Genomic DNA, 19908 nt, shown 5'->3' on the forward strand with positions numbered 1-19908 from the left:
AACCAAGATGGATTTCATTCTTCTGGACTACACCACGCTGCGCGTGATCTGGTGGCTGCTGCTCGGCATCCTGCTGATCGGTTTCGCCGTGATGGATGGTTTCGACCTGGGCGTGGGCACCCTGCTGCCCTTCGTCGCCCGCAACGATGCCGAGCGCCGGCTGGTGATCAACACCATCGGCCCGGTTTGGGAAGGCAACCAGGTATGGCTGGTGCTCGGTGGCGGTGCGATCTTCGCCGCCTGGCCGCCGCTGTATGCGGTCAGCTTCTCCGGGTTCTACCTGGCGATGTTCGTGATCCTGTTCGCCCTGATCCTGCGTCCGGTCGGCTTCAAGTTCCGCAGCAAGATGCCCAGCGAACGCTGGCGCAACACCTGGGACTGGGCGCTGTTCATCGGTGGCTTCATCCCGGCGCTGATCATGGGCGTGGCGGTGGGCAACGTGGTGCTGGGCGTGCCGTTCCACTTCGATGACAGCATGCGCATCTTCTACACCGGCTCATTCTTCGGCCTGCTGATGCCCTTCGCGCTGCTGGCCGGCCTGCTCAGCGTGTCGATGCTGGTCGCCCACGGTGCCGCCATGCTGGTGCTGAAGACCGATGGCCCGGTGGCCGAGCGTGCGGCCCGCTTCGGCAGCATCGCCGCGATCATAGCCTTCGTGCTGTTCGCGGTCGGTGGCGCCTGGGTGGCCTTCGGCCTGCCGGGTTACCAGATCACCTCGCAGGTGGTCACCGATGGCGCCACCAATCCGCTGCTGAAGACCGCCGAACTCGGCGCCGCCGGTGGCTGGATGCGCAACTACAGCACGATGCCGGCCACGATCCTGGCCCCGCTGCTCGGCCTGGCCGGCCTGCTGGCCAGTGCGGTGCTGCTGCGTGCCCGTCGCGGCGGCCTGGCCTTCATTGCCTCCGGTGCGGCCATCGCCGGCATCATCCTGACCGTCGGCTTCGCCATCTTCCCGTTCCTGCTGCCGTCCTCGAGCCAGCCCACCTCCAGCCTGACCGTGTGGGATGCCTCGTCCAGCCACCTGACCCTGTGGATCATGCTGCTGGCCACGGCGGTGTTCCTGCCGATCATCATCGGTTACACCACCTGGGTGTACCGCGTGCTGAAGGGCAAGACCACCACTGAAGAAATGGGCAACAACCCGAACGCGTATTGATCGCCTGCACGTGTGCCGACCAACGGTCGGCACCTACCCGGAATGAAGGAGACTGATCATGTGGTATTTCGCCTGGATTCTCGGCGCCGGCCTCGCCTCGACGGTGGCCATCCTCAACGGCATGTGGTTCGAAGCTCGCGAGCAGAACCGCATCGAGAAAGAAAATCGTCGCTGAGCTGTAAAAAAACCTTGCCGCCCTGGCCTTCACACGGTATCTTAGGCGGCTCCTTCGGGGTGTAGCTCAGTCTGGTAGAGCGCTACGTTCGGGACGTAGAGGTCGCAGGTTCGAATCCTGTCTCCCCGACCACTTCGGTGGTCGCATTGAAGCCTGGTGAAGTCGTCCAGGCTTTTTTGTTCCCTGAAGTGGCACTGCTTCGGTAGTGTGAAGAAAACGGCATTTACCCCTTGCCGCCATCGGGGTAAATCGCTAGAATAGGCGGCTCCCTTCGGGGTGTAGCTCAGTCTGGTAGAGCGCTACGTTCGGGACGTAGAGGTCGCAGGTTCGAATCCTGTCTCCCCGACCACTTCGGTGGTCACCAAGAAGCCTGGAAGACATCACTGTCCTCCGGGTTTTTTTGTATCAGGCACCCGGCCGCCCGCATGACGGGACCTTGCCGGAGCCCGCACGTACAATGGCCGCGCTGCCGGCCCGCCAGCAGCCCCTCCCCCACCTGCCGCTTCGGCGTAGACCGATGCCGGCGCTGCATGCCATTGCCCCGGCGTGCGACACCTGCAAGGACCACCGATGAGTTCCTCCACTTCCGATTCGCCGTCGCTGCTGCACGGGCGCGTCCTCGCGTTCGCTGCGATCCTGCTGGCAGCGATCAACCTGCGCACCGCGGTCACCTCGATCACCCCGCTGCTGGACGTGCTCGGCCAGCAGTTCGGCTTCGGCACCACCATGACCGGCGTGCTGGGCATGCTGCCGACCGCCTCGTTCGCGCTGTTCGGCGTCGCCACGCCGGCACTGGCGCGGCGCCTCGGGCTGGAGCGCACCACGCTGCTGGCGATGGTGATGGCGATGGCCGGCCTGCTGCTGCGCTCCAGCGCCGGCAACGTCGGCACGCTGCTGTTGGGTTCGGTGGTGGCACTGGCCGGCATGGGCATCGGCAACGTGGTGGTGCCACCGCTGGTGAAGCGCTATTTCGCCAACAAGGTCGGCACCATGAGCACGCTCTACATCAGCGTGCTGCAGCTGGGCACGATGCTGCCGGCGCTGCTGGCGGTGCCGGTGGCCAACGCCGCAGGCTGGCGCGTCTCGCTGGGCATGTGGGCGCTGCTGGCGCTGGCTGCCGCACTGCCGTGGCTGGTGCTGGCCACGCGCGCGCCGAAGCCGCAGACCGACGCGTCCGATCCGACCGCGCAGCCGCACGGCAAGGTCTGGCGCACGTCGCTGGGCTGGAGCATGACGCTGATGTTCGGCATGACCTCGCTGATGACCTACTCGATGTTCACCTGGCTGCCGCGCATCGTGGTCGAGGCCGGTGGCACGCCCGCGTTCGGTGGCGTGATGGTCGCCGTGTTCTCGGCGCTGGGCCTGCTGCCGTCGCTGGTCATTCCATCGATGGCGGTGCGTCTGCAGAACCCGTTCCCGCTGGTGCTGATCGGCTTCTTCTCGTTCGTGATCGCCTTCACCGGCCTGCTGCTGGCACCGATGAAGGCGCCACTGCTGTGGGCCTGCCTGCTCGGTGTCGGCCCGTCCACCTTCCCGCTGGCACTGACGCTGATCAACCTGCGCACGCGCACCCCGACCGGCTCGGCGGCGCTGTCCGGCTTCATGCAGGGCGTGGGCTACAGCTTCAGCTGCCTGGGCCCGTTCCTGGTCGGCTGGCTGCACACGGTCAGCGACGGCTGGACCCTCCCGTTCAGCTTCCTGTTCGGCTGCGCCACCCTGATGCTGTGCGCCTCGTGGGTGGCCTGCAAGCCGCGCAAGCTGGAAGATCTCTGGTAAGCGGCCGGGGCCGCCTGCCGGCCTCGTCGACCCGCCATCCGTCTTCACACGCATCTTGACGCTGGACTGACAATTCCGGGCGGATAGTGCCGGTGAATGCCCATCATTGCCGCGTGCCGGCATCGGGCATGGGGGCGGCGTCGCCGCCCGGAACACCACTCGGTGTGCGGGGGACTTTCGTTTCAGACAAGACATTGCAGGTCGCTGTCCGGGTTGTACCCGCCCTTGCTGGGCGGCATGCACGAAGGGAGTGACGCAGGCCACGGCCATCCCAGAATCTGGCATGTGATGTGCGTCACATTTTCACAGGTTGTCTGGTTCGGAAGCCAAGGGGGTCCCCAATGGTTGTCCACCGCCGGCTGGCGCTCTGCGTCGGCCTTGCCTGCACCGCCCTGGCCTGGGCCAGCAGCGCTGCCCCGCCCGACCGCGACGCGGCGTTGGCCGAGATCGGCCGCTATCGAGACCAGGCGCGTTGGCTGGACGCCCTGGGCGCGATCGAGCGCGCCAGCCAGCAGCAACCCAACGACGACCTGCTGTTCAAGCTGCGCGTATTGACGCTGGGCGACATCGGCAACGCCTGGCGCGCGTGGGAGCTGTACCAGCAGCGCCCGCAACTCTTCGACGATGCACAGAAACAGCGCCTTGAAGGCGACTACCTGGCCAAGCTGGTGGTCTGGAGCCTGGCCTACAGCAGCAGCGAGGACAGCCGCCTGGAAGAGGCCGAATCGACCTTGGCCCGCATGCAGCGCTACCTTGGCGGCGAAGGCACGCCGCCCGCGCAGGCACCGCTGCGGATCCGCATGGACCGCCTGATCCTGCTCAACCGGCTGGGCCGCCATGCACAGGTCCGCGAGGAAGCCCGGGCACTGCAGGCCGAAGGCCACACCCTGCCCGACTACGTGCTGCCCGCAGTGGGCGATTCGTTGATGGGCACCCTGCACCCGGAGGAAGCCATTCCGGTGCTGCAGGCCGCCGTGGCCGGCGACCCGACACGCGACGCCTCGCATTCGGAACTGGCTTACGCCTACCTGGAAAGCGAGCAGCAGGAAAAGGCCATCGACCTGCTGCAGGCATGGCGTGACAAGGAGCCGGCCTGGCGCTGGAGCAACGGCAAGTCGCCCTACGCGAACTGGTCGCGCTACGAGGCCGACCTCAACCTGGCGATGGTGCGCGCCTACAGCGGTGACCTGCACACCGCGCAGCACGACCTGGAGTCGATGGTCGAGATCGCACCCGGCAACGGCGGGCTGCAGAGTGCGCTGGGCAGCGTCTACATGATGCGCGGCTGGCCACGCAGGGCGCTGCAGCGCCAGCAGATGGCGCACGCGCTGGACCCGCGTGACATCGAACCGCGACTGGGCATGGAAGAAGCCTACGTTGCCCTGCAGCGCGACGACCTGGCGCGACCGCTGCACGATGACCTGGTCGCGCGCTATCCCACCCAGCCGGCGGTCGAACGCATGGACCAGGCCTGGCGTGCGCATCGCGGCTGGCAGCTGAAGGCATGGACCGACATCGGCCACAGCTCCGGGGGCGGTGGCACCTCGCCACTGGGCAACAACGATCGCCACTACGGCGTGGAAGTGGAGACGCCGATCCTTGATGACCGCTGGCGGTTGTTCGCCCTCGCCGACCGGCGTTCGACCGACTTCCAGGACCAGCGCATTGATCCGTTGTGGCTGGGCGCGGGCGTGCGTTACCGCTTCGGGCGGCTGGACGCAGAAGCAGCCGTACTGCGCGCCAACGACCACATCGGCGATACCGGCCTGCGCGCCGGTGTCGGCTGGCAGTTCAACGATTACTGGCATGCCGGCGTGGTGGCCGCGCGCAATGATCCGGACGCCTCGATGCAGGCGCGCGCGGCCGGCATCACCGCCGACAGCGTGAGCGCACAGGTGGACTACCGGCGCAGCGAGCTCACCCACTGGATGTTCGGCGCCAGCCGCTTCCGCTATGACGATGGCAACCATCGCGAGCTGTTCAGCACCAGCCTGGAACAGCGCCTGCTGACCCGCCCCCGCTGGCTGATCGATGGCCTGGCCAGCGCCTACACCAGTCGTGGCAGCCGCGACGATGCGCCCTACTTCAACCCGAAACGCGACCGCATGGTCGAGATCGGCCTGCGCATCGACCAGCAGCTGTGGCGGCATTACGAGCGCCACTTCCGGCACCGGCTGACCGTCTCGCTGGGCGACTACTGGCAGGACGGCTTCGGCAGCGCACTGGTGCCGTCGGTGTCCTACATGCATGAGTGGCAGCTGGGCCCCGGCCGCGTGTTCGAGTACGGCGTGCGCTGGTCACGGCCGGTCTACGACGGCCATCGCGAACGCCATATCGGCTTCGAAGCCGCATTGCGCTGGGGAGACTGACATGGCCCGCATCCTGCGACTGATCGTGCTCCTGCTGCTGGCCAGCGTGCCGCCGGCGTTCGCGCAGCAACCCCTGCATCTTGATGCGATCGACAACGGCCTGCTGATCCTCAGCTACCACGACATCCGCGACCAGGTGGCCGCCAAGGGCGATGCCGATACCTATGCGGTGAGCACGCAGAACTTCGCCGCGCACCTGGACTGGCTGGGCGCGCATGGCTATCACCCGGTCTCGCTGTCGCAGGTGATCGAAGCCTCGCAGGGCCGTGCCACGCTGCCGCCGAAACCGGTGCTGCTGACCTTCGACGATGGCCTGCGCAGCGTCTACGACAAGGCCTTCCCGCTGCTGCAGGCCTACCATTACCCGGCCCTGGTGGCGGTGATCACCGACTACGTGGACATGGCACCGGGCCGCACCATCGACTACGGCTACCGCCCGTTCGGCCACGATGATTTCGTCACCTGGGCGCAGCTGAAGCAGATGCACGACAGCGGCCTGATCGAAGTGGCCAGCCATACCGACGACCTGCACCACGGCGTGATTGCCAACCCACAGGGCAATTCCACGCCCGCCGTGGTCACCCGCATCTACACCCCCGCCACGCACAGCTACGAAAGCGAGGCGCAGTATGAGCAGCGCCTGCGCACCGACCTCACACGCAGCGCGCAGCGCATCGAACAGCATCTCGGCGTACGTCCGCGCGCGATCGTCTGGCCGTACGCGGCCTACAACCAGTTGAGCAACGACATCGCCGAGCAGCTGGGCATGCCGGTCTCGTTCGACCTGGAAGGCCGCAGCACCCCGGTGGCCAGCGACCTGCACGGGCTGGCGCGATTGCTGGTGAGCGACAACCCGACGGTGGAAGGCCTGGCCTATGAGCTGCGCCGTGATATCGCGCTCGATGGCATCCGCGCCCTGCAGATCGACCTGGACGATGTATATGACCCGGATCCGGCGCAGCAGGCACGCAATCTCGATGCATTGATCGAGCGGGTCAAGCGCATCGCGCCGACCCATGTCTATCTGCAGGCCTTCGCCGACCCGGACGGCAACAACACCGCCGATGCGCTGTATTTCCCGAACCGGCACATGCCGATGCGGGCGGACCTGTTCAGCCGCGTCGCCTGGCAGCTGAAATCCCGCGCCGGGGTGAAGGTCTACGCGTGGCTGCCGGTGCTCGGCTTCGAGCTGCCCGACCCGGTGCAGCGCAAGGCGCTGGCGATCCGAAATGGTGATGCCGACGGCATGTACCGGTTGGATTTCACCAACCCGAAGGCCAGGCAGATCATGCTCGACATCTACGAGGATCTGGCGGTCAATTCCTACTTCGAAGGCCTGCTGTTCCATGACGACGGTTACCTGCGCGACACCGAGCTGCCCGCGCTGGCGGCCGGCGAGGATGGCAGCGCACGTACCCAGGCACTGATCGACTTCACCCTGGCCCTGCGCGACAGCGCGCAGCGCTGGCGGCCGAAACTGGCAACGGTGCGCAACCTGTATGCCGAGCCGGTACTCCGCCCGCAGAGCGAAGCCTGGTTCGCGCAGCGCCTGGACCTGTTCAACAAGGCCTACGACCAGACGGCGCTGATGGCGATGCCGTGGATGGAAGGCAGCAAGCACCCCGAGCGCTGGCTCGATCAGTTGCTGGCCGCGGTACGCACACACGACCCGCAGCTTCAGCACACGCTGTTCGAGCTGCAGACCGTCGATTGGCGCAGCGGGCAGCCGATTCCCGCCGAGCGCCTGCGTGCGCAGATCCGCCAGCTGCAGGCGCAGGGCGTGCACCACTTCGCCTGGTACCCGGATGACTTCATCGCCGACCAGCCCTCCACCCGCGATGCCCGCGCGGCGATGTCCGCCGGCAACTTCCCGTACCCGGAGAAGTGACATGGACATGCATCCGCTGCTGCAGGTCCTGTTCCAGTTCGCCTTCTACTACCCGATGGTGATGGCGTTCTTCTGGATGTCCGGTGGCCTCTACTACTACTTCCGGCGCGAGCGGCATTCGCGGCCACGCAACGATCCACCGCTGATGATCGATCCACCGTTCGCCAGCCTGCTGATTCCCTGCCACAACGAAGCGGAGAACCTGGGCGACACGCTTGGTGCGGCATTGGCACAGCGCTATCCGGCCGATTACGAGGTAATCGCCATCGACGATGGCAGCAGCGACGACACCGGTGCCCGCCTGGATGCGCTGGCCGCGAAGTACCCGCGGCTGCGCGTGCTGCACCTGGATCGCAACCTGGGCAAGGCCAACGCCCTGCGCATGGGCGCGCTGGCGGCACGCTCGGAATATCTTGTGTGCATCGACGGCGATGCAATGCTGGAAGAACACGCGCTGCACTGGATGATCTGGCACCTGGTCAGTGGCAACCGGGTCGGCGCGGTCACCGGCAACCCGCGCATCCGCAACCGCTCCACCCTGCTCGGGCGCCTGCAGGTGGCCGAGTTCTCCTCGATCATCGGCATGATCAAGCGGGCGCAGCGGGTGTACGGGCGCATCTTCACCATCTCCGGCGTGATCGCCGGTTTCCGCCGCACCGCCCTGCACCAGGTCGGCTGGTGGTCGGATGACATGGTGACCGAGGACATCGACATCAGCTGGCGCCTGCAGCGCGCGCACTGGGATATCCGCTACGAACCCAACGCGCTGTGCTTCATCCTGATGCCGGAAACGCTCAAGGGGCTGTGGCGGCAGCGCCTGCGCTGGGCCCAGGGTGGCGTGGAGGTGATGCTGCGCCACGCGCGCTCGCTGCTGCACTGGAAAGAGCGCCGCATGTGGGGCGTGTTGCTGGAGTACGTGCTGAGCGTGGTGTGGGCCTACACCATGCTGTTCATCGTGCTGCTGTGGGCACTCGGCAAGTTCATCGAGCTGCCGCCGCAGCTGCATATCGCCAGCCTGCTGCCGGAGTGGCATGGCGTGATCCTGGCACTGGTCTGCCTGCTGCAGTTCGCCAGCAGCCTGATCATCGACCGGCGTTACGAGACACAGATTGGACGCAATTACTTCTGGGTCATCTGGTACCCGATGGCGTACTGGCTGATCAGCCTTTCCACCACCCTGGTGGCGCTGCCGAAGACGCTGCTGCGCCGTCGCAGCAAGCGGGCCACCTGGACCAGCCCTGACCGGGGGATCCGATGAACGCGCAACGCCCGTCCAACCGTTTCGACTCGCGGATGATCCGCAAGCCGCACCGCCAGCCACGCTTCCAGCGCACTGCCTGGGGCTTCGTCACCCTGGCGTTCTGGGGCTTCTACTTCTACCTGTGGGCGCCCCTGGTGACCCTGCTCTCGTGGCTGATCGGTGGCCAGCTGGCCTGGCGGCAACTGTACGAACGGCAGAACCAGTTCGACCCGTACGTGCTGGTCGCGCTGCCATTGATGCTGCTGTGCGCCAGCGTGCTGCTGATCGGCTGGGCCGAGTACAACCGCGCCCGTTTCCGTGGCCGCGAGCGCCGCCTGCCGCGGCCGCTGGCCAGCCTCAACGAGGTGGCCGCCGACCTGGGCGCCAGCACCGGGCTGGCCGAACGCCTGCTGGGCTGCAAGGCCGCAACGCTGCACATGGACGATCACGCGCGGCCGATCGGCATCCGCCGCGAGGTGGTGTAGACCGATGCCAACTTTGGTCGGCGTTCTCTCTGGTGGGTGCCGACCTTGGTCGGCACCGGGGTCTACCGCGAAGAGCATCCACGCATGGCGTGGATCTACTTGCGCGTCTGCCCTTCCCCGCGCACGACAAATCGTTCGACGGTGAGCGCTTCCAGCCCCATCGGGCCGTAGGCGTGCAGGCGCGTGGTGGAAATGCCGATCTCGCTGCCCAGGCCCAGCTGGCCACCGTCGGAGAAACGCGACGAAGCGTTGACCATCACCACCGCCGAGCGCAGTGCAGTGACGAAGCGCTCGGCGTTGCCCGCGTCTTCGGTGGCGATCACTTCGGTATGGTCGGAGGTGTAGGTACGGATGTGCGCGATGGCAGCGTCGAGATCGTCAACCACGCGCACCGCCAGCACAAGATCAAGGAACTCGGCGGCATAGTCGTCTTCGGTGGCCAATATGCTGCCCGGCAGTAGCGGCTGCGCCAGTGCATCGGCACGCAGCTGCACGCCGCGCTCGCCGAGCGCCTGCGCCACGCGCGGCAGGAACGCTTCGGCCACATCACGATGCACCAGCAGCGTCTCCAGTGAATTGCAGGCCGCAGGACGGCTGCACTTGCCGTCCACCAGCAGGTCGATGGCCTTGCCGAGGTTGGCACTGGCATCCACGAACAGGTGACAGACGCCCTTGTAATGCTTGATCACCGGCACGCGCGCATGCTCGGCAACGAAGCGGATCAGTCCTTCGCCACCGCGCGGAATGGCCAGGTCGATCAGCTCATGCAGCTGCAGCAGTTCGAGCATCGCTTCACGGCGCAGGTCGGTCAGCACGGTCACCGCCGCCGGCGGTACGCCGTTGGCCTTCAATGCACCGGCCAGCGCCTGGGCGATGGCGGTGTTGGAGTGGATCGCTTCGGAACCACCGCGCAGGATCACGCCATTGCCCGCCTTCAGGCACAGCGCGGCCGCTTCGGCGGTCACGTTCGGGCGGGCTTCGTAGATCATCGCGATCACCCCCAGCGGAACGCGTACCTTCTGCACCCGGATGCCGTTCGGACGTACCTCGTCGCGGGTGACCTGGCCGACCGGATCGGGCAGTGCCGCCACTTCGCGTACCGCTTCGGCCATCGCGAACAGGCGCGCCGGGTCCAACGCCAGGCGATCGAGCATGGCACTGCCAACGCCCTTGTCACGCGCGGCGGCGAGGTCCCGCGCGTTGCCGGCCAGGATCAGCCCTGCATTCACTTCCAGTGCCTGCGCCATCGCCAGCAGCAGCGTGCGCCGCGCCGCGCTGTCCAGGCCGGCAACGATCTGCGCCGCATCGCGGCAGGCGCGCACCTGCGCTTCGATTTCGCTCATCGGGGTGTCCTTCAAACCGTTCATGGCAGCACCAGGTCGTCGCGATGGACGACGCTGCCGCCGTAGTTGTAGCCGAGCACGGCCTGGATGTCGCGCGAATGGTGGCCGGCGATCCGGCGCACGTCATCGGCGGCGTACTGGCTGACGCCGCGGGCGACACAGACACGCCCCTGCGGCGCGATCCAGCACACCTGCACCATGTCACCGCGGCGGAACGCGCCCTCAGCACCGGTGATGCCACCGGGCAGCAGCGAGGCGCCCTTCTCGCGCATCGCCTGTGCCGCACCGGTATCGATGATGATCGCGCCCTCGGCCAGCGGCGCGTGCCGCAACCAGTGCTTGCGGGCGGCCTCGCGGCTGCGTGCGGCATGGATGCGGGTGCCGAACAGGCGGTCCTGCGCCAGCGCGCGCACCACGTCGCTGCTGCGGCCGTTGAACAGGTAGGTCTCGATGCCAAGACGGCCCGCCTTGGCCGCCGCCTCCAGCTTGGTCCGCATGCCGCCGGTACCGGCGCGCGAGCCAGCGCCACCGGCCATCGCCAGCACATCGTCACTCAGTTCCGGTACGTCGTGCAGGGGCCGCGCGTCGGCCACGGTGCGCGGGTCGGCGCTGTACAGGCCGTCGATGTCGGTGGCGATGAACAGCGCATCGGCATCGACCAGTGCGGCCACGGTCGCGGCAAGGTTGTCGTTGTCGCCGAGCTTGAGTTCGTCCACCGACACGGTGTCGTTCTCGTTGACCACCGGCAGCGCACCCAGGCGCAGCAGTTCGCTCAGCGTAGCGCGTGCGTTGAGGTAGCGGCGGCGGTTGCGCAGGTCGTCGTGGGTCAGCAGCACCTGCGCCACCGGGCGCTCGAAGAATCGCTGCCAGAGCCCGATCAGCTGCGCCTGGCCGAGCGCGGCCAGGGCCTGCCGCGCCGCCATCGCCGCACCGGGTTCATCGGCCCGCGGCAGGATCGCGCGCCCCGCCGCAACCGCACCGGAGGAGACGATCACCACCTCGCGCCCGGCCAGTACGTTGGCGGAAACAAACTGGGCCAGGCCCAGCGCGTGGCGTGGCGACAGGCCGCCACCATCGGCCGCCAGCAGGCTGCTGCCGACCTTCAGCACTGCACGCCGCCACGGCGGCAGCGCCTGTTGCGGGAACGGCGAGGCGACGTTGGCGGCGTGCAGGGTCATCGGTCAGGGCCTCAGCGGGTATTCCATTCGTGCACGGTCAGCTCGGAAGCGTGCATCGTCACCAGCGGATCGGTAGCGACGATGGCCTGCGCCTGTTCCAGGCTCTCGACGTTGCACAGCACATAGGCACCACCGCTGCCATCGGCGAAACCACCGGTCAGCTGCAGCTTGCCCTGTGCCTGCAACGCATCGAGGAAATCACGGTGCGGCTGCACCGCCGCGGCGTTGAAGTCGGGGCGGCGCATCGCCAGCACCAGATACACCGTGGCCGCCATCAGGACAACGCCTGCCAGCGTGCACGCAGTTCATCCAGGCGCAGATCAGCGGCCGAACCCGGCGACACGCGTGCGACCAGGCTGCCTTCCGGCGTGCGTCCCTGCCCTGCGCTGTCGGCGCCCGCCGCGGCGGCCTTGTAGGCCTCGCGGAACGGCACGCCGGCCACGGCCGCTTCCACGGCCACGTCGGTGGCATACATGCCCGAATCGATCGCCGCACGCAGCCTGTCGTCGCGCCATTCCAGGTTGGCCAGCAGCGCCGGCAGCAGCTCCAGCGCGGCCAGGCCACGGCCGAAGCCGTGGAAGATGGCACCCTTGGACGACTGCAGGTCACGGTGATAGCCGGACGGCAGCGACAGCAGCTGCTCGATCTCGGTGCGTGCGGCGGCGACGCTGGCGTGGGTCGCACGCATCAGTTCGATCACGTCCGGGTTGCGCTTGTTGGGCATGATCGAGCTGCCGGTGGTGTACTGCGCCGGCAATGCCACGAAACCAAATTCGGCGCTGGTGAACAGCGACAGGTCCCACGCGATGCGGCGCAGGTCCAGCGTGGCGCCTCCCAGCGCTTCCAGCGCGGCCAGCTCGAACTTGCCGCGCGACAGCTGCGCGTAGATCGGCGAGACCTGCATGCGCGCGAAGCCCAGCGCCGCCGTGGTGTGCTCGCGGTCCAGCGGCAGGTTCACACCGTAACCGGCGGCGGTGCCAAGCGGATTGGCATCCACCAGCGCATGCGTGTCGCGGGCGCGGATGGCGTTGTCGATGAAGGCCTCGGCCCAGCCGGCCCACCACATGCCGGCCGAGGAGACCACGGCGCGCTGGATGTGGGTATAGCCAGGAATCGGCAGGTCCTTCTCGGCCTGCGCACGGTCCAGCGCGACCTTGGCCACGTCGGCGCTGAGCTGGGCCACGCGCAGCAGCTTCTCCTTCAGCCACAGGCGGGTGGCGACCAGGATCTGGTCATTGCGGCTGCGGCCGGTGTGGATCTTGCGGCCGGCATCGCCGAGGCGTTCGGTCAAACGCGCTTCGATCGCCGAGTGACCGTCTTCGTACTGCGTGTCCAGCACGAAGCGGCCTTCACGGAAATCCTGCGCCAGCACGTCGAGCTCGCGCAGCAGGCCGGCCAGCTCGTCGGCGCTGAGGATGCCGATGTGCTGCAGGCCCTGTGCATGCGCGGCGCTGGCGGCGATGTCATGCAGGAAGAACTCGCGGTCGAGGATCACGTCGTCGCCGGCGAGGAAGGTCTGGATCTGGGCGTCGACAGCGACGCCGGGCTTCTGCCAAAGAAGGTCTGCCATGGGGGCTCCGGAATGCGTGTTCAGTGCGGGATCGACGTCAGTTCGTCGATGCCCAGCGCGAGGTTGAGGTTCTGCATGGCCTGGGTGGCCGCGCCCTTGAGCAGGTTGTCCAGGGTCGCCACCACCACCACCCGCTTGCCGCCCGGGGCCAGGGTGAAGCCGCCGACCTGGGCACCGTGGCGGCCGGCAATGCGGCTGACCCACGGCGCTTCATCCACCACCTCGATCAGCGGTTCGCCGGCATAGGCCTGCTGGAAGCGCTCGACGATCTGCTCGCGGGTCTGCACGCGGTTCAGCCACAGGTTGGCGGTGAGCGTGATGCCACGGAAATGCGGCGCGACGTGCGGCATGAACTCGACCGCCACGCCCAGCTGCACCGACACCTCGCGCTCGTGCACGTGGTTGGTCAGCGCATACGGCATCAGGTTGTCGGCCAGCAGTTCGACGTTGTTCTTGTCCGACGGCGTGGTGCCGGCACCGGAGTAGCCTGACACACCGAAGCACTGCGGCGGGCCGGCCAGCAGGTCCAGCAGCGGATGCACCGCCAGCTGCATCGCCGTGGCATAGCAGCCCGGGTTGCTGATGTGCTTCTGGCCGTTGTAACGGCCGCGGGTCAGCTCCGGCAGGCCGTAGTACCAGCTGTTGTCGAAACGGTAGTCGGCCGACAGGTCGACGATGACAGTGTCCGGCTTCACCGCTTCCAGTGCCGCCACGAATGGAGCGGCCAGGCCGTTGGGCAGGGCCAGGATCACCGCGTCCACGCCCTTGGCGGCCACCGCGTCGGCGTCCAGGTTCTCGTATTGCAGCTCACCCTGGAATTCCGGGTGATGGTCGGACAGGCGCTGCCCGGCACGCTCGCGCGAGGAGACGAAGGCCAGTTTCAGGCGCGGATGCGCGGCCACCAGCTTGATCAGCTCGGCGCCGGTATGGCCACGGGCCCCGACGATGCCCAGGGTGAAAGTCGAATCGTTCATGCGTGACTGTCCAGGCGGTACTGCAGGTGGCGCTTCACGCCCTGCCATTCCGCATCGATGATGGAGAAGATGACGGTGTCGCGCGGCGTGCCGTCGGCGTGCCGCTTGTGGTTGCGCAGCACGCCATCCTGCTTGGCGCCGAGGCGGGCGATGGCGGTGCGCGAGGTGAAGTTGAACCAGCTGGTTTCCAGCACCAGGCTGATGCAGCCCATGGTTTCGAAGGCGTGCTGCAGCAGCAACAGCTTGGTTTCGGTGTTGACGCCGGTACGCTGCACGCGCGGTGCATACCAGGTGTAGCCCAGGCTGAGCTTGGGCACGCCGGCATCCAGGTCGTAGAAGCGGGTGGTACCCACGATGTCACCCGCCGCATCAAGGATCACGAACGGCAACACCTTGCCTTCCGCCTGCGCCTGCAGCGCGGCCTGCACATAGTGTTCGACCCGCTCCGGCGAAGGCACCTGGGTGTACCAGAGCTGGTCCAGGCCGCTGCCCTCCACGGCGGCGCGCAGGCCAGGCACATGCTCGGGCTGCAGCGGCTGCAGTGTCACGTGTTGGCCGCGCAGAGTGGGAATCGTAGTCCAGTGATCGGAATGGTCCATCATTCAGTCCTCCAGGCTCGGTGCGCGCTGGGCGCAATGGTCGACATAGGTGCTGATCCGGTCGATGCCATCGGCACCGAACCAGAACACTTTCCAGTGGTCCTGCTTGTAGCAGCCGTCGGATTCAGCGTAATAGAAGTGGTTGATCGGGTTGCCGTGGCGCGAACGCCAGAACAGCTGCGGTGTTTCCTCCAGCATCACGTTCCAGACCGCGCGGCCCAGGCCCTCGCCCTGCGCATCGTCGAGCACGGCGAACTTGTCCAGGTACACGCCCTCTGCCTCGTCGGTGAGGATCACCGCGGTGCGGTAGTTCTCGCTGACATAGGCACGCAGCAGCTTCGTCTTTTCGAAGTACTCCGGCACCAGGGTGCGGCCGAAGCTGGATTCGATCAGGCCCTTCAGGCGCGGCAGGTCCAGCTCGCTCCAGGCAGTGGCGCGCAGCACCTTTTCGCCCTTGCGCACCAGCGTGCCCGAGCCCTTGTGGGTGAACAGTTCCTTGGCCAGGTCGGCCGGGCGCGTGATCGACACCGACGACTCCAGCGGCAGGCGGTCGAGCAGATCCTTGATCTGTTCAATCTTCACCTTCATGCCGCCGTGGATCCACGGCTGCGCGATCAGGTGGTCGTACTCGGTGGACAGGTTGATCGAATCGATCACGTTGCCCTGCTCGTCCAGCAGGCCGCCGGTGCCGGTCAGGAAGATGATCTTGTACGGTTGCAGCTCCTGTACGAGCTCGTTGGCGGCGAAGTCGGCGTTGACGTTGAGGATCTGGCCGCCCGCGGTTTCGCCCAGGCTGGTGATGACCGGGATCGACCCGGCACGCAGGCTGGCCTCGATCGGTGCCAGGTTGACCTTCTTCACCTCGCCGACCAGGCCGTAGGTGTCCACGTCCAGGTACTCGGCCTCGAACACGCCGCCGGTGATCGAGGTGGCGCGCGCGCCGTTCTGCTGCAGCGCCTCGACCAGGCGCAGGTTGGACTGCTGGAACACCCGGCGCACGATCGCCAGCGCTTCCGGCGAAGTCACGCGCAGGCCGTTGACGGTCTGCTTCTCGATGCCGGCGGCGGACAGTTCGGCATCCAGCTGCGGGCCGGCGCCGTGCAGCACGATCGGGGTCAGCCCGACTTCCTGCAGGAACGACAGCGAGGAGGTCAGCGCGTCGAGGTCGTCGCGCAGCACCGCGCCGCCAACCTTGACCACGGCGAAACGCTTGGCGTCCAGCTGCGAGAAGCGCTTGAGGTACTGGCTGATCTCCTTCGCGCTGGCCATGCTGGAAAGCAGGCGCACGATGGTCTGGCGGGTCTGGCGGTGAGGCTGGAGGGCAGGAGACATTTCGGTTTCGTCACAGGCGGCGGTCGCCGCGTTGCAGTTCCACCCGGCAGGGCCGGGTGGCGTTGTGGGGTCGATCAGGCGCCGGCGGCGATGATGCGGTGCACGACGTCGGTGTAGCGCTGCAGCTGCTCCAGCGTCACGAACTCATCGGCGGTGTGGGCCTGGGCGATGTCGCCCGGACCGAACACCAGCGTGGTGTAGCCACCGGCCGAGAACAACGAAGCCTCGGTCCAGAAATCCACCGCGTTGCCGATCGGCAGCTCCAGCGCATCGGCCACATCGCGCGCCAGCAGGCGGCGGTTCTCGGCCTCGGCGATGTCACCGGCCGGCAGGCTGGGGCCACGGAAGGTTTCAGTGAACAATGCGGCTTCCGGCTCGGCGAAACCGGCGAAGGTTGCCAGCAACCCGTCGATGTCCATCGACGGCAGCGGCCGGAACCCGAAGCGCACCTCGGCAGCCGGCGCGATCATGTTGGCCTTGATCCCGCCTTCGACGCGGCCGATGTTGAAACGCAGGCCGGTCAGTCCGCCAAAGCGGGCCGAGGCCAGCGATTCCACATGGTCCAGCGCGCGGTTGCCCCAGCGCATGGCCTGGTGCAGCGCACTGGCGGCCGCATCCTGCTTGCCGGACGCATGGCCGGCGCGGCCGGCGAACTGCATCAGCACCGAACTGATGCCACGATGCGCCAGCACCGCTTCGCTCATGGTCGGCTCGGCCACCAGCACCGCTTCATACGGCAGGCCACGCGCCAGGAACGCGGCGATGCAGCGCGGATCGTTGGCTTCCTCGTCGCTGGAGAACAGGAAGGCGGCATCGCCATCGCTGGCGTTGGCCGCCGCCACCAGTGCAGCGGCGGCGCCCTTGATGTCACACACGCCCAGGCCGACCACGCGGTCGTCCAGGCGCCGCATCACGTGCGGGTCGGCACTCCAGTGCGGCGAATCCGGCACGGTGTCCAGATGCACGTTGAACAGGTACTTCGGCGTGCCGCGCACGGCGTACAGGCTGACCGCACCGGCGCCATGGTCGATCACCTCGACGTTGAAGCCGGGCAGCTTCGCGCGCAGGTAATCGAAGATGCCACCGGTGGTGATCGCACGCGGCGGGTTGCGGGTGTCGAAGGACACCAGGGCCTGCAGGTGATCGAGCGTCTGTTCAAGCATGTTTCTGAATATCCGTAGGGTTCGAAATCGGTAGTGCCGGCCGCTGGCCGGCTCCGCAATGATCCAGCCGTGCCACGAGCCGGCCAGCGGCCGGCACTACCCTCCATTGACGTTGCGAGGTGCCGGCCAGCGGCCGGCACTACCGGTCACAGGTCAACCGCGATTGACCTGCGCATAGACAGTGGAGCTCATTCCGAACAGCTTGATGAAGCCCTCAGCCTCCTCCACGCCCCAGTCGGCCGACTGCGCGTAGGTGGCGCCCTTGGTGTTGAGCAGGTGCGGCGACTTCACCGCCACTGCATCGACGCGGCCACCACGGGTTTCCAGCACCACTTCGCCGTTGACCTTGGCCTGCGAGGACTTCAGGAAGGCCTCGATGTCGGTCTTCAGCGGGTCGTGGTAGAAGCCTTCGTACACCAGCTCCACCCACTTGCGTGCGACGTCCGGTTTGAAGCGGTTCTGCTGCTTGGTCAGCACGGCATCTTCCAGCGCGCGGTGCGCGGCCAGCAGCGAGACCAGGCCCGGGGCCTCGAACACGATGCGGCCCTTCAGGCCGATCACGGTGTCGCCGGTGTAGACGCCGCGGCCAACGCCGTACGGGGCGAACAGCTTGTTGAGCTGGGCCAGGATCTGGTCGCCCGGCAGCGCCTTGCCGTCCAGTTCGACGGCTTCGCCTTCAACGAACTTCAGGGTCACGGTCAGCGCCTGTTCCGGCCATTCGCTGCGCGGCGAGCACCAGCCACGCGCGCCTTCACCCGGGGCTTCCCAACGGTCGATCTCGCCGCCGGACATGGTCACGCCCAGCAGGTTCTCGTTGATGGTGTAGGCCTGCTGCTTGGCGCGCACGCCGAAGCCGCGCTCTTCCAGGTACTTCTGCTCGTAGGCGCGGGTCTGGGTGTGTTCCTTCTGGATCTCGCGGATCGGCGCGATGATCTGGTAGTCGCCCAGTGCCTTCACGGCCAGATCGAAGCGGACCTGGTCGTTGCCCATGCCGGTGCAGCCATGGGCAATGATGTTGGTGCCCAGCTCGGCAGCACGCTTCAGCGCGGCATCGACGATCAGGTAGCGGTCCGAGACCAGCAGCGGGTACTGGCCCTGGTAGCCCTCACCGGCCCACACGAACGGCTTGACGAAGCCTTCCCAGATGGCCGGGCCACCGTTGACGGTGACGTGGCTGGTCACGCCCAGCTCGGCGGCGCGCTTCTCGATGAAATCACGCTCTTCATCATCCACGCCGCCGGTGTCGGCGAACACGGTGTGCACGTTGTAGCCGCGCTCCTGCAGGTACGGCACGCAGAAGCTGGTATCCAGGCCGCCGGAGAAGGCGAGAACGACGTCTTTGTTGCTCATGGGGATCAGGTCCACTTGGGGGATGGGAATTCGGTAGAGCCGACCGCTGGTCGGCTGAAATGTTGGATGCGCCGCTGCGGGAGCAGCCGACCAACGGTCGGCTCTACCCCTTGTTTGATTCAGCGCCCGGCAACCGCGGCCATGATCGCCTTCTGCACGTGCAGGCGGTTCTCGGCTTCGTTGATGGCGATGCACTGCGGCGAATCCATCACCGCATCGGTGGCCTTCACGTTGCGGCGCAGCGGCAGGCAGTGGCTGAACACACCGTTGTTGGTCAGCGCCATCTTCCGTTCGTCGACGATGAAGTGCTTGAACTGGTCGCGGATCGGCTTTTCCGGTTCCCAGTTGCCGAAGAACGGCAGCGCGCCCCAGCTCTTGGCGTAGACCACGTCGGCGCCGGCGTAGGCGCTGTCGATGTCATGGCTGATCTTCAGCGAGCCACCGCTCTCGGCCACGTTCTGCTCGGCCCAGCCCATGTAGCGGTCGTCGAGGATGTAGTCGGCGGTCGGGCACAGCAGGGTCACGTCCATGCCCATGCGGGTGGCGATGGTCAGCGCCGAATTGGCAACGGCGGTGTTCAGCGGCTTGGGGTGGTAGGTCCAGGTCAGCACGTACTTCTTGCCGCGCAGGTCCTGGGTGCCGAAGTGCTCCTGCAGGGCCATGATGTGGGCCAGCTCCTGGCACGGATGGGTGATGGTCTCCATGTTGATGACCGGCACCGGCGAGTACTTGGCGAAGCTGTTGAGGACGATGTCCTGGCGGTCGTAGGCCCAGTCGATGAACTTGGGGAACGCGCGCACGGCGATGATGTCGCAGTAACGGCCCAGCACCTTGGCCACTTCAGCGATGTGCTCTTCGGTATCGCCGTCCATCACCGTGCCGAGGTTGAACTCGATCGGCCACGCATCCTTGCCCGGCTGCAGCACCACCGCGTGGGCGCCGAGCTGGAACGCGCCCAGTTCGAAGCTGGTGCGGGTGCGCATGGACGGGTTGAAGAACACCAGCGCGATCGACTTGCCCTTGAGCTGGTCGCCGAGCTTGTTGCGCTTGAACAGCGCGGCCTGGGTCAGCAGCGCGTCGAGATCGCTGCGGCTCCAGTCCTGGGTGTTCAGGAAGTGCTTGGGGGACATCATCTTTCCTTGCGTGGCGGCGCCGGGTTCGACGCAGTGGAAGGGAAAAGCAGGAACCAAAGGTGGAGCGAAAAGGTTGCAGTTGCAGCTTTCAGAACGCAGAAACGAAAAAACCCAGCCGGCGGGCTGGGTTTTTTTCGGACGAACAGCAAAAAGCTCCGGTTACCCAGCGAGGAT

General features: G+C 66.8%; 17 protein-coding genes and 2 tRNA genes. 9 read left to right on the forward strand and 10 right to left on the reverse strand.

Annotated features, from left to right (window positions below):
* The first annotated feature begins 7 nt into the window (after positions 1 to 7).
* The 9 genes from cydB to pgaD all read left to right on the forward strand — a co-directional run bounded on the left by cydB (position 8) and on the right by pgaD (position 9092).
* Positions 8 to 1159 carry a cytochrome d ubiquinol oxidase subunit II gene (gene cydB / locus ACZK1G_RS15185; RefSeq protein ID WP_014037846.1) on the forward strand — a complete coding sequence of 384 codons (1152 nt, stop codon included), beginning with the start codon at positions 8 to 10 and terminating at the stop codon, positions 1157 to 1159.
* 58 nt (positions 1160 to 1217) lie between these two features.
* The gene (cydX, locus tag ACZK1G_RS15190; protein WP_005410354.1) at positions 1218 to 1334 is read left to right on the forward strand and encodes a cytochrome bd-I oxidase subunit CydX; all 117 of its coding nucleotides are present in this window, start codon (positions 1218 to 1220) and stop codon (positions 1332 to 1334) included.
* 55 nt (positions 1335 to 1389) lie between these two features.
* Positions 1390 to 1466: transfer RNA gene (locus tag ACZK1G_RS15195), tRNA-Pro, on the forward strand.
* Positions 1467 to 1606: 140 nt separating this feature from the next.
* A tRNA-Pro gene (locus ACZK1G_RS15200) sits at positions 1607 to 1683 on the forward strand.
* A 221-nt stretch (positions 1684 to 1904) separates the two neighbouring features.
* The gene (locus ACZK1G_RS15205) at positions 1905 to 3110 is read left to right on the forward strand and encodes a CynX/NimT family MFS transporter (RefSeq protein ID WP_014037847.1); all 1206 of its coding nucleotides are present in this window, start codon (positions 1905 to 1907) and stop codon (positions 3108 to 3110) included.
* Positions 3111 to 3451: 341 nt separating this feature from the next.
* Complete coding sequence (gene pgaA, locus ACZK1G_RS15210) at positions 3452 to 5479, forward strand: poly-beta-1,6 N-acetyl-D-glucosamine export porin PgaA (RefSeq protein ID WP_049442789.1); 2028 nt, start codon at positions 3452 to 3454, stop codon at positions 5477 to 5479.
* Between the two features lies 1 nt (position 5480).
* On the forward strand, positions 5481 to 7367 hold the full coding sequence (gene pgaB, locus ACZK1G_RS15215; protein WP_049442788.1) for a poly-beta-1,6-N-acetyl-D-glucosamine N-deacetylase PgaB: 1887 nt from the start codon (positions 5481 to 5483) through the stop codon (positions 7365 to 7367).
* A 1-nt stretch (position 7368) separates the two neighbouring features.
* A complete protein-coding gene (gene pgaC / locus ACZK1G_RS15220) occupies positions 7369 to 8625 on the forward strand; it encodes a poly-beta-1,6-N-acetyl-D-glucosamine synthase (RefSeq protein ID WP_101765810.1) in 1257 nt (418 codons plus the stop codon).
* Complete coding sequence (gene pgaD / locus ACZK1G_RS15225) at positions 8622 to 9092, forward strand: poly-beta-1,6-N-acetyl-D-glucosamine biosynthesis protein PgaD (protein ID WP_049442786.1); 471 nt, start codon at positions 8622 to 8624, stop codon at positions 9090 to 9092. Before pgaC ends, pgaD begins: the two co-directional genes overlap by 4 nt.
* Positions 9093 to 9187: 95 nt before the next feature.
* Here pgaD and ACZK1G_RS15230 read toward each other — a convergent pair whose 3' ends face one another.
* The 10 genes from ACZK1G_RS15230 to ACZK1G_RS15275 form a co-directional block, all read right to left on the reverse strand.
* A complete protein-coding gene (locus tag ACZK1G_RS15230; RefSeq protein ID WP_049442785.1) occupies positions 9188 to 10459 on the reverse strand; it encodes a glutamate-5-semialdehyde dehydrogenase in 1272 nt (423 codons plus the stop codon).
* On the reverse strand, positions 10456 to 11613 hold the full coding sequence (gene proB / locus ACZK1G_RS15235; RefSeq protein WP_049442784.1) for a glutamate 5-kinase: 1158 nt from the start codon (positions 11611 to 11613) through the stop codon (positions 10456 to 10458). Before proB ends, ACZK1G_RS15230 begins: the two co-directional genes overlap by 4 nt.
* A gap of 11 nt (positions 11614 to 11624) precedes the next feature.
* Positions 11625 to 11888: a YciI family protein gene (locus ACZK1G_RS15240; protein ID WP_049442783.1), complete on the reverse strand. Its 264-nt coding sequence runs from the start codon at positions 11886 to 11888 to the stop codon at positions 11625 to 11627.
* Positions 11888 to 13183 carry an argininosuccinate lyase gene (gene argH, locus ACZK1G_RS15245; protein WP_049442782.1) on the reverse strand — a complete coding sequence of 432 codons (1296 nt, stop codon included), beginning with the start codon at positions 13181 to 13183 and terminating at the stop codon, positions 11888 to 11890. Before argH ends, ACZK1G_RS15240 begins: the two co-directional genes overlap by 1 nt.
* Positions 13184 to 13203: 20 nt before the next feature.
* A complete protein-coding gene (gene argC / locus ACZK1G_RS15250; RefSeq protein ID WP_049442781.1) occupies positions 13204 to 14157 on the reverse strand; it encodes an N-acetyl-gamma-glutamyl-phosphate reductase in 954 nt (317 codons plus the stop codon).
* Complete coding sequence (locus ACZK1G_RS15255; RefSeq protein ID WP_049442822.1) at positions 14154 to 14756, reverse strand: GNAT family N-acetyltransferase; 603 nt, start codon at positions 14754 to 14756, stop codon at positions 14154 to 14156. The genes argC and ACZK1G_RS15255 overlap by 4 nt, the downstream gene beginning before the upstream one ends.
* A gap of 3 nt (positions 14757 to 14759) precedes the next feature.
* On the reverse strand, positions 14760 to 16088 hold the full coding sequence (locus ACZK1G_RS15260; RefSeq protein ID WP_101765811.1) for an acetylglutamate kinase: 1329 nt from the start codon (positions 16086 to 16088) through the stop codon (positions 14760 to 14762).
* Positions 16089 to 16162: 74 nt separating this feature from the next.
* On the reverse strand, positions 16163 to 17251 hold the full coding sequence (locus ACZK1G_RS15265; RefSeq protein WP_101765812.1) for an acetylornithine deacetylase: 1089 nt from the start codon (positions 17249 to 17251) through the stop codon (positions 16163 to 16165).
* Positions 17252 to 17404: 153 nt separating this feature from the next.
* Positions 17405 to 18601 carry an argininosuccinate synthase gene (locus tag ACZK1G_RS15270; protein WP_101765813.1) on the reverse strand — a complete coding sequence of 399 codons (1197 nt, stop codon included), beginning with the start codon at positions 18599 to 18601 and terminating at the stop codon, positions 17405 to 17407.
* 119 nt (positions 18602 to 18720) lie between these two features.
* Entirely contained in the window at positions 18721 to 19731 is a 1011-nt protein-coding gene (locus ACZK1G_RS15275) for an N-acetylornithine carbamoyltransferase (protein ID WP_014037861.1), read from the reverse strand.
* Between the last annotated feature and the right edge of the window lie 177 nt (positions 19732 to 19908).

This window comes from Stenotrophomonas sp. 109824_Sma, assembly GCF_056480025.1.